The sequence below is a fragment of the Microcoleus sp. OTE_8_concoct_300 genome (assembly GCF_031383065.1).
Taxonomy (GTDB): domain Bacteria; phylum Cyanobacteriota; class Cyanobacteriia; order Cyanobacteriales; family Microcoleaceae; genus Microcoleus.
Genome location: NZ_JANMZH010000663.1, coordinates 1 through 9,763, shown reverse-complemented (window position 1 = coordinate 9,763; position 9,763 = coordinate 1). Strand labels below are relative to the sequence as shown.

At 43.4% G+C, this 9,763-nt stretch carries 7 protein-coding genes and 1 pseudogene; 4 read left to right on the top strand and 4 right to left on the bottom strand.

Translation table 11 applies throughout. The features are described 5' to 3' along the window. Positions 1–713: 713 nt before the first annotated feature. From ACUVJL_RS30135 to ACUVJL_RS30125, 3 genes are all read left to right on the top strand, one after another. Positions 714–2,129 (top strand): MBOAT family O-acyltransferase, encoded by a 1,416-nt coding sequence (locus tag ACUVJL_RS30135; RefSeq protein ID WP_445249197.1) that lies wholly within the window; start codon positions 714–716, stop codon positions 2,127–2,129. A 5-nt stretch (positions 2,130–2,134) separates the two neighbouring features. Next, positions 2,135–3,106, top strand: coding sequence for an SGNH/GDSL hydrolase family protein (locus ACUVJL_RS30130; protein WP_445249196.1), 972 nt, complete (start codon positions 2,135–2,137; stop codon positions 3,104–3,106). Between the two features lie 368 nt (positions 3,107–3,474). After that, positions 3,475–5,253 (top strand): hypothetical protein, encoded by a 1,779-nt coding sequence (locus tag ACUVJL_RS30125; protein WP_445249195.1) that lies wholly within the window; start codon positions 3,475–3,477, stop codon positions 5,251–5,253. Positions 5,254–5,366: 113 nt separating this feature from the next. On the opposite strand, the gene gloA is transcribed toward ACUVJL_RS30125, so the two are convergent. From gloA to ACUVJL_RS30105, 4 genes are all read right to left on the bottom strand, one after another. Further along, the gene (gene gloA / locus ACUVJL_RS30120; protein WP_445249194.1) at positions 5,367–5,795 is read right to left on the bottom strand and encodes a lactoylglutathione lyase; all 429 of its coding nucleotides are present in this window, start codon (positions 5,793–5,795) and stop codon (positions 5,367–5,369) included. A 74-nt stretch (positions 5,796–5,869) separates the two neighbouring features. Next, positions 5,870–6,106: a hypothetical protein gene (locus ACUVJL_RS30115; protein WP_445249193.1), complete on the bottom strand. Its 237-nt coding sequence runs from the start codon at positions 6,104–6,106 to the stop codon at positions 5,870–5,872. A 235-nt stretch (positions 6,107–6,341) separates the two neighbouring features. Beyond that, on the bottom strand, positions 6,342–8,597 hold the full coding sequence (locus ACUVJL_RS30110) for a heavy metal translocating P-type ATPase (protein WP_445249192.1): 2,256 nt from the start codon (positions 8,595–8,597) through the stop codon (positions 6,342–6,344). Between the two features lie 315 nt (positions 8,598–8,912). Then, positions 8,913–9,113: a heavy-metal-associated domain-containing protein gene (locus ACUVJL_RS30105; protein ID WP_445249191.1), complete on the bottom strand. Its 201-nt coding sequence runs from the start codon at positions 9,111–9,113 to the stop codon at positions 8,913–8,915. A 448-nt stretch (positions 9,114–9,561) separates the two neighbouring features. Here ACUVJL_RS30105 and ACUVJL_RS30100 point away from each other — a divergent pair. Next, positions 9,562–9,763 (top strand): annotated as a pseudogene (locus tag ACUVJL_RS30100) (DUF305 domain-containing protein); the annotation flags it as partial.

Sequence of the window (9,763 nt, the reverse complement as noted above, 5' to 3'; positions counted from 1 at the left end):
TTAGGGCGGTGAGTATGTCAACCGTTAATACATTGTCTCTTGACACTCCCTGACCTAAAGGACAAGGATTCTTAATTCAGGGACTGACCTTAAAATGTTGCGTCATGAAAGGCAATACTCAAACTTTTTAACCGTAGAAATCCTACCAATTAACGAGCCTGATTCGCAGCCACCCGCCTAGGGTCTATCTCCAAAAGCGTACTAGGATATTTACCTAGAGTTCGGGTATGCCCTACCCTACTTAACAAGACTAAATAGTTTGTTTCTCTGGTTAAAGGAACTGTGTTAAGCCCCTAGCTGTTTATAGAGTTTTCGCCGCTCTTTGTCCCCCGGTTTACGCCTCAAAGTGTGTCGTTAACTGTTTTTATGCACTATGGCGCAGGAGTTGAACCTTGACAACTCTAGTATACTAGAATTTTCCAGATTTTTAGGAAGGGATTTAAGAAATTAAAGCCGTCCTAGAAGGATAGGGTTTTAGACCCCATTTCCTTGATAACCATCATAATCTTTAAACACGATTGTGAATTTATGAGTGCGGTTAACCCCAAGGAAGTTGTGACACAATTGACCTCTTGCAAAAGCTTACAGTCCGCAATCCACCCCGAAAGTTGGTGCGGTCAGACTCCTTGCGGGCGATTCCCTTCAAGATAGCAACGCTTGCGCGTACTTATAAAAATATTGCCAGAAACAAGATTTTTTAGCGGCTGAGATTTATGCTATTTCCCACTTACCAATTTCTAGTATTTTTCCTAATTATTTTTAGCGCCATCATCTCTGTGAAACCGCAAGTCGATTTGTATAAAATTGTCTTGCTAGTTTCCAGTTTATTATTTTATTCCTTTTGGAGTTTCGACTTTCTCTTGCTGCTCGTTTTAGGTACTGCCTACAATTATATCATTCTCCGGGCGGTCTGCAACGGCCAATATAAAAAACTTGCTTTAATCTCGGGGATAATTTTCAACATTGCCAATCTCGGCATCTTTAAATATTGCAACTTCTTTGTAACTTCTTTATTTGAGGTACTGAACCAGCTACAAATTCCAGCCAGCTTTCAAGTTTTGCAAATAATCGCCCCCGTCGGTGTGTCGTTCTACACTTTTAGAATGATTTCCCATTTAATCGACTGCTACCAGCAAAAAATCCCCTGTCCGAAACTTGTAGATTACGCCGCCTATATTACCTACTTTCCCCAAATTGCCTCCGGGCCAATCTCGCGACCTCGCGAATTTTACTCGCAGCTAAATTCCGCAAAAAAATACGACTATCAAATCGAAGAAGTTATAGTTTTAATTTTATCTGGACTCTTCAAAAAATATACTTTATCGAGCTTTTTGTTTAACTTCACTCAACAGCCCTTTAAAGTCCCCCACCTGTACAGCAGCATCGATTTAATCCTCGCCGCAATTTCCTATTCCTGTTTAATTTACGTAGATTTCAGCGGCTATTCGGATTTAGCCAACGGCATCTCCTGTTTGCTGGGTTTCAAACCCATCGCCAACTTTAATATGCCATACCGATCGCTCAGCGTGCAAGAATTTTGGAAAAGGTGGCATATCAGTCTTTCCGAGTGGCTGAGGGATTACGTTTACTTTCCTTTAGGCGGCAACAGATACGGCAAGTTGAGGAAGTACCTAAATCTATTTTTAACAATGGCGATCGGCGGATTTTGGCACGGCGCAGGTTTAAACTTTATTTTCTGGGGAGCAATTCACGGTTTAGGATTGGTTGTCAACCATTTATGTAAAGATATCCCCCAAACTATCCATTTCAAATTAGACTATGCCTTTCCCAGATTTGCTAAATTTTGCAGTTGGCTGTTAACATTTAGTTTTGTTACTTGTAGCTGGGTATTTTTTGGCACTCCCAACTGGGAAACTGCGGTGAATTTTTTTGAAGGAATTGTTCATCCTGCAGTCGCGACTTTTCAATTTAACTTTTGGCAATTGTATTTAGTAATTGCAGTCATTGGCGCGCTCAACTTGTGGGGCGATCGCATCGCCAAAGTATTGCAAACCGTATTGTCATTAAAAAACATTTTCTTTCGGGTTGTCTTAGTTTCGCTGCTCGTGTATACTATCTTGATGTTGGGGCCGAGTACCGTCCCGCCTTTTATTTACTTTAATTTCTAAGAAATATGAAAGACCGGGAAATTTTGCTGATAGTTACTTCTGTAATTCTCACTTTAATATTTTCAAACTTATCATTATTTCTGAAAAGCTTTTCTTTAACTCCTTTCGCCAGTCCAGAAATCAAACAAGCAGCGCGCCAGATCGAAATAGACGGTTTCAGGAAATCCGAACAAGATTTCTGGAGCAAAATTAAAGATATTAACTTCGATAGCCTCCCCAAAAAATCCGAAATTCCTCCTATCAAAACCGAAACAAAAGCGGCCGCCCTGCCCCAAAAGCCTGCTAAAAAATTAACCCCAGCTAAACCCAAACTGACCAGACCTTATCGCAAATTTTTATTTATTGGAGATTCCGTAATGTTCGACTTAGGAATTCAACTCCAGTACACTCTTAAGCAAAAATACAATATCGCCGATACGAAAATTGACTACAAGGTATCGAGCGGATTAAATCGGATAGATTATTATGACTGGTATGCCAGAACTCGCAAAGTTATTAATGATTACCAGCCGGATGTAGTGATAGTTTTGTTCGGAGCCAATGACCCTCAAGATATCACTGATTTTCAAGGGAAATCCCGGGTAATTCTGACCAAAGAATGGCAAAAAGCTTATCAAGAAAGAGTAGAAAAATATGCCAATATACTTGCTTCGTCATCCGTGAGAAAAGTGTATTGGGTCGGTCAATCGATACCTAACAAATCTTGGTATCTCAAAGCTTTTCCCATTATGAACGATATTTATAAAAATGCCAGCAAATCTTCACCGAAAATCGAATTTATTTCTACTTGGGACACTTTTGCACAAGCGGGAAAATTGGTTCCTGTAGTTGCTGATAAATCGGGAAAGCGAGGCTATGTAAAAAATAATGATGGCTTGCACTTTACCTCCCACGGAGCTCAAATTATCAGTGATTTAATCATTGACAAAATGGCGAGCGATAAAATCTTAAAAGCTCCGAAAAAGAAATCATTATAGCAATTATAAATGAGTCGTAATTTTTTTACCCCACCCCAACCCTCCCCTTAGTAAGGGGAGGGAGTAAGAAATTTACAAATGATTTAGGATGGCTATAGTAGGTTGGGTTTCGTGACCCAATGTAAAAATTTGATATTTCACCGATTCCTGCAAAATTATATATTTAGTTCGGGATGAACATTTGCCTTGCTAAGCCCGGTTGAGAGGGAAAATCAGCGCTTTAGTCATGAGAAATTTACTCGTGAAACCGGGTTTCTAGCTCCCTATGCGTCCAGGACTAATATTGACAAAAAGCAGCAGTAGATGTAAAGTTGCATTGAGGATCAAACAACGGCGTCAATATCTAGTAATTGTCATGGCGACAAATTATGACGAGCAATCAGTGGAAACCCGATCGCACCAGCATCCCTAAGTCAATGGAATGCAGTGGCACAGCGCTAATCTTCAATCTCAGTAAACATACTCAACCTTGGCAAAGAATAAACACAGTTGAAGGAATCCTGCAACAGTGCGGTATCGAGCCTTTTGCTGAAGTTTTGGGCGTACCGAAAAGCGGAATATTAAGGGGAAATATACCAGTATCCCTCAGAAAACCCCATCCGAATTTGCTGTTTCGCGCTTTGGCAATTCAGGCATTTGGGAAGGTGCCAGATGGTCTGATATCAAGTGAGAGAGCAACTAGAGTAAGGGATTTTAGCAAAAATCTGCTGGCGGCGTTAGAAGTGGAAGTGCGAGGGGGAGCGACTCCTTTAATTCGGTGGTCTGTGGCTGTTAGTATGAAGTCAATTTGGTTGCATGAAGCAGGGCAAGGGAAAGGCAAGGAAGGTGGTGTAAATCTCACAATCAATGCAGGGGAAATTGAGCGGCAGGTTGTAGAAGAGCAAATTAAAGTCTTAGCAAGCAACAAATTTGCTGTGGGCGACAGCAGCAGAAATGACAGCAGTAAGGAATATGAGAATTGTCTCGATTTTTGGGTGTACGGCCCGAGCTGGCTGCTGCCGAGCCTGCCAATGAATGGCGAGGAATATGTGTTTTGGCTCGATCGAGTATTTGCTGTGATCGCACTTACGGGTGATCAGTACAAAGGTGAGGCAGAAAACGATGCAGCAGTAACAAACTTTTTGGAAGTTGCGGAAAATAATTGTAATGACTTAGAATTCTCCAAAATACTTGCCAAAATTTTTGAGTTCCTCCACCACCCGGAAGCGAGAGTCAAAAATCTAGCGGCAATTATTTTAGAAGCTTACAAAGACAAGCTTGAGGGAAAATCGGCGCAGATTATGACAGCGATCGCATATAAATTTAATGTAAAACATCCGCCCTTAGAAGGTCTGACTCTTCCCGAAATTGAGGAGTGCAAAGCGTCACTGTATCTCGGTAAAAGGGAAATTGACGACTTGTATGGTGAGGCTTTGTCGCTGTGCGACGATGGCGAGGTCGAGCTCGCAAGTTTCTTGTCAGCTAAACACAGGCAATACCAAAATACTGTAGAGGAGCAGATCAACAATCTCAGCAAGTTCGTTAAATCGCTCATAAATTGCCAGAGCTCGTTAGATGCTAATAGGGAACTTTTGTATTTGACTGTAGAGCTGCTGGAAAAATGGGATTATACCCTAGGCAATAAACTGGCTGCGCACCGTAAAAAACTCCAAAACCTGAGCTTTGACAAAAGCACCTCCGAGCAGTGCATAAACCTCGACAAAGATCTCAATCATATCAGAGATTCTTTGCAGTATACTTTGTATGAAGTCACATCAAATATTAACAGCAAAATTAGAGAGTTAGAACTTTCTGCGTCCAAAAATAGCAAGACTGCAACAGATATGTTTAAGTGGATGTGGCTATTGTTGGCGGTGGGGTGTCCAGGAGGGCTGTTTTTGTATTTCTCGGACTCATTCATTAAGTCGATATTCCCGGTCACCGACATAAGCGAAGTTCTAATTTATTGGGCTATTTTATTTAGTGTGATGGTGGTATTTTTGTTATTATTAAGTGTATTCTTTTCGGCGATGGCTGCTTCAGACAATCGCCGAAAATCTAAATTAATTCCTAAATTTGAGAGCTTAAGCGAAATAGGCAGCAGTTTTTCTCTTTTGTGGCAAAAGATTTACTTGCAGCAGTTTTTACCGTCGGTGCGATCGAATTAAAAGTGTTGAAAACCCCCTCGCATCCCCTCAGTACGGTGCGTCAGAGAAATAGTTTCAATTTAACTCAAAAAGTTTGTTTCTGACGCACCCTACCAGGACTAGCAGGACTAACTCTAGGATGCGGTAACCGCACTTAATTTCTGACTGCTGCTGTTTTGATTTCCCAGTTGAATTAATTCTACTTTATATCCATCTGGGTCTTGCACAAAAGCGATGACAGTTGAACCGTGCTTCATCGGTCCGGGTTCCCGAATAACTTTACCGTTGCGGGCTTTAATTTCTTCGCAAGTACCGTAAATGTCGTCAACGCCGATCGCAATATGACCGTAAGCATCCCCCAAATTGTACTCTGTGACGCCCCAGTTGTATGTTAATTCCAAAACTGTAGTGTCTGATTCGTCGCCGTAGCCAACAAAAGCCAGAGTAAATTTACCCTCTGGATAGTCCTTTTGCCGCAGCAATCTCATGCCGAGAACCTCGGTGTAAAATTTGAGGGATTCTTCCAGGTTGCCGACTCGGAGCATCGTGTGTAGTAGTTGCATTTAGCTCACTCCAAATTTTTTAAGTTTCCTCAATTTTAGCGATATCTTGCTGGAAAAAACCGCCTCGGCAAAGTTTACCTGGTTTTAACTTGCTTTTTACTGAACAAAAACCACCACAGTTCTAAACCAATTAATGTCAATCCCCCTGCTGTTACGCCAATTTTTAAACTTAACGGCTGTTCGATATGCCGAAATTGAGGGGTTGAATTTGCAGGAGAGATTGATATTTGATTTGCTCGAACTCCCGATGCCATGGAGAGCATAATTCCTAAACTGCCGAGGCTTCCTAAGATTTGGCGTTGGTTCAACATTTTTTTAATTAATCCTAGTTTATGCAAGAGATTTTCGTTGATAATATCAAATCCGGTAGCATCGTCCTGTATTCATCTCTCTGTTCTGGAGACTCTGCGTTCTCTGCGTTCTCTGCGGTTTAATCATTCCAATGCAACCGGAATTGATATAAATCGGGGGAGGGTGCGTATTGCACACCTGATATTCGGGTGCAGGTAGAGCGGCGCCAAGCGAGATTTTTGGAAAACTCCTAATTTATGCAATAGATTTGGGTTTAAAATTCCGCAATCGCAAAGCATTACTAACTACAGAAACTGAACTGAAAGCCATTGCTGCACCGGCGATAATTGGATTTAGCAGCCAGCCAAAAATGGGGAACAAAATGCCCGCCGCGATCGGTATTCCAGCGATGTTGTAAATAAACGCAAAAAACAGATTTTCGCGGATGTTCCGCATGGTGGCGTGGGAAAGTTTAATTGCTGTAACTATGCCTTGCAAATCTCCTGAAATTAAGGTAATGTCGCTGGCTGCGATCGCCACATCTGTGCCGGTGCCGATCGCAATTCCCACGTCTGAAGCGGCCAAAGCCGGCGCGTCGTTAATCCCGTCTCCCACCATCGCGACAATTTTTCCTTCCCCTTGCAGGGCTTGGATTTGAGCTGCTTTTTGATGGGGTCTAACTTCGGCAAAAACGCGAGTAATGCCCACGGATTGGGCGATCGACTCCGCAGTCGCGCGATTATCTCCAGTCAGCATCGCCACCTCCAAACCGAGTTTTTGAAGTGCTTGCACCGCCTGCGCTGACGATGGTTTGAGAGCATCCGCAACGCCCAGAATTGCCTCTATTTTGCCCTCGCAAGCCATCCAAACAACCGTTTTGCTCGCAGCTTCCAAAGCTCTCCCGCGCAGTTCCAGATATTCAGTATCGCAGCCTAGTTCCTGCATCCACCTGAGCGTTCCCAGGGCGATCGACTTTCCCGCTACAACCCCTCGAACACCACTCCCCGCGATCGCCTCAAAATCCTTAACATCCGTCAAATTAACCTCTTGAGATTGAGCGTACCTCACAACAGCTTCCCCCAAAGGATGCTCCGAATTGCGCTCGACAGACGCCGCCAATTGCAGCAACTTTAACTCATTGCTGTTCGCCGTTCCTTTAATTGTCACAAAATCAGTTACCGTCGGCTTGCCTTCTGTGAGAGTTCCCGTTTTATCTAACACAATAATTTGGATTTTGTGAGCCAATTCTAAACTCTCGGCTCCTTTAATTAAAATCCCGTTTTCTGCACCTTTACCAGTTCCCACCATCACAGCAGTCGGAGTCGCCAAACCCAAAGCGCAGGGACAGGCAATAATCAGCACTTCCACCATTGTCACTGTGGCTAGAGTGAAGTTTCCCGTTGCGTTAAACCAGATAATAAAAGTAGCTAAAGCGATGGCAATTACTGCGGGAACAAACCAACCAGTCACTTGGTCTGCTAACTTTTGAATCGGTGCTTTTGAACCCTGTGCCTCCTGCACCATCTTGACAATTTGAGCTAAAAATGTATCTTTGCCAACTCTTGTCGCCCGAAACTTGAAGCTGCCAGTTTTGTTAATTGTGGCTCCGATAACTTCGTCGCCAAGCTGCTTTTTAACCGGCAAACTTTCTCCCGTAACCATTGCTTCGTCTACTGTGGAAGAGCCTTCAATAACATCTCCATCTACGGGGATTTGCTCTCCCGGCCGCACCTGCACGATGTCGCCAATTTCCACTTTGGCGATCGGCACTTCCAACTCTTCCCCGTTGCGAACTATCCGAGCCGTTTTTGCTTGCAAACCCATGAGTTTCCGAATGGCTTCGGAAGTCTCTCCCTTCGCCCGATTTTCTAGGGTTTTCCCCAACAAAATTAAGGCGACAACGCTGGCTGCCACTTCGTAGTAAACGCTAGGAGTCAAACCTTGAGCGGTGAAGAAACCGGGAAAAACTGTCACAAATACAGAATAAAAGTAAGCAGCACTCGTACCCAAAGCAATCAGGGTATCCATTGTTGCTACGCGCCGTTTTAGGGATTTCCAAGCTCCCACATAAAACGATCTTCCGCACCAAAATTGTACGGGTGAGGTCAGCACTAATTGCAGCCAAAAATTGTGCAGCCATGCGGGAATAAATGGCAGGTGCAAGCCGGTCATCGCTGGAATAGCGCCCACAACTAGCAGGATGCTTATGATACCTGCCGTCCAGAGTTTCCGCTGCAAGGTTTTAGATTCATATTTGCGATCGGCTGTTTCGGAATCATCCTCTGCCGCCGCCATTTCTTGAAGCGGCAAAGCTTGGTATCCCGCAGCATCAACAGCCGATTGAATTGTTTCTAAGTCGGTTTGCTTGGAGTCGTATTGGATGGTTGCTTGTTCCATGCCAAAATTGACATGACACTCAATTACGCCGGGAACAGATTGAATTGCTTGTTCGACAGAGGAAGCACAAGAAGCACAACTCATGCCCCGCAATTTAAGTGTGAGATTGTCCATAGATGCCCTCCTAAGTTATAAAGTTACCTTCTATCTTCAAATGACCGAAAGCACCCAGGATACAAGCCCCCGGATTCATTCCTTCGCAGAGTCAGGACCCAGAAATAAAAAACGTGTATCCGAGAAACTTGCCTCCCGAATTTATCCGTGGGGTCAATGCTTCAATCTAAAATCTAAAATCTAAAATCTAAAATCGATTGACCTCGCCTAAATACGGATAACGTGCGACGTACTCCAGTCGTGGAGAATCAAAAATTTTAGACTCTTGTTAAATCTCCCAGATTGAAAGCTGCAAGTAAATCTAAAATCTAAAATCTAAAATTGACTTGCTGGATAGCCAGCAGATGCGATCGCTTTCCTAACTTCACTTTCCGACTTAGCGGTTTGAATCGCGACCAATTTTGTCTTGAGATCCGCCTCAACAACAGCGGCTGAGTCAATGGCTTGGACTGCTTTTGTGATTGTATTCGCACAAGCAGAACAAGCCATCTTAGGAACTTTTAGCTGTAAAGTCATAGTTTGAACCTCAGCAGAAACTACTCTGCTCAATAAATGAATTAACTCCATTGTAAAGTCTCCAGTTAACTGGAGAGTCAAGGGGAATTGTGAAATAAATCAGGAATTCTGAAAAAAGTGGTTTGACACGCTACCCATAGGGGTAAGGCGCGCACTGTACACCCTACATAATTCGGTTGTCATATCATGTCCGGTCGAGCGACCGCGATTTTGGTAGGGGAGGGTTCGCCAACAACACCTGCCAATAATTGACCCTCTCAAAAACCCGCCCCGACCGGGATATTATGGTTAATCGATCGGACATGATATCAGTCCTGTAAATCGTAAATGTGAGTGCGATCGACGGCACAGCAATAATTCTTGACAATTCCGAGGCAAAAATTTCATCCTAATTTCATTTATATGTGAAAAGCTGAAGATAAATGGCAGTTTTAAGGATATAAAATCTATGAAACCAATTTCATTAAAAACAGGCTTTGCAGCCCTGATATTTACCGCCGCAGCCGCTTTAACCAGCGGAGTGCTTGCAGCTTGTTCAAAAGCCCCTTCCAGCGAAACTCAAGCCCCAAATGTTACGGCTGCAACCGAAGCAAACAACAAGCAAGACATGGCACAAGGCGGCGGCATGGGTGGCATGAATCATGGCATGA

Bases quoted from the DNA above. Each gene is read 5' to 3' on its own strand.
- ACUVJL_RS30135 (WP_445249197.1), top strand. From the start codon at position 714: ATGCTATTTCCCACTTACCAATTTCTAGTATTTTTCCTAATTATTTTT.
- ACUVJL_RS30125 (WP_445249195.1), top strand. From the start codon at position 3,475: ATGACGAGCAATCAGTGGAAACCCGATCGCACCAGCATCCCTAAGTCA.
- ACUVJL_RS30110 (WP_445249192.1), bottom strand. From the start codon at position 8,597: ATGGACAATCTCACACTTAAATTGCGGGGCATGAGTTGTGCTTCTTGT.
- ACUVJL_RS30130 (WP_445249196.1), top strand. From the start codon at position 2,135: ATGAAAGACCGGGAAATTTTGCTGATAGTTACTTCTGTAATTCTCACT.
- ACUVJL_RS30105 (WP_445249191.1), bottom strand. From the start codon at position 9,113: ATGACTTTACAGCTAAAAGTTCCTAAGATGGCTTGTTCTGCTTGTGCG.
- gloA (WP_445249194.1), bottom strand. From the start codon at position 5,795: ATGCAACTACTACACACGATGCTCCGAGTCGGCAACCTGGAAGAATCC.
- ACUVJL_RS30115 (WP_445249193.1), bottom strand. From the start codon at position 6,106: ATGTTGAACCAACGCCAAATCTTAGGAAGCCTCGGCAGTTTAGGAATT.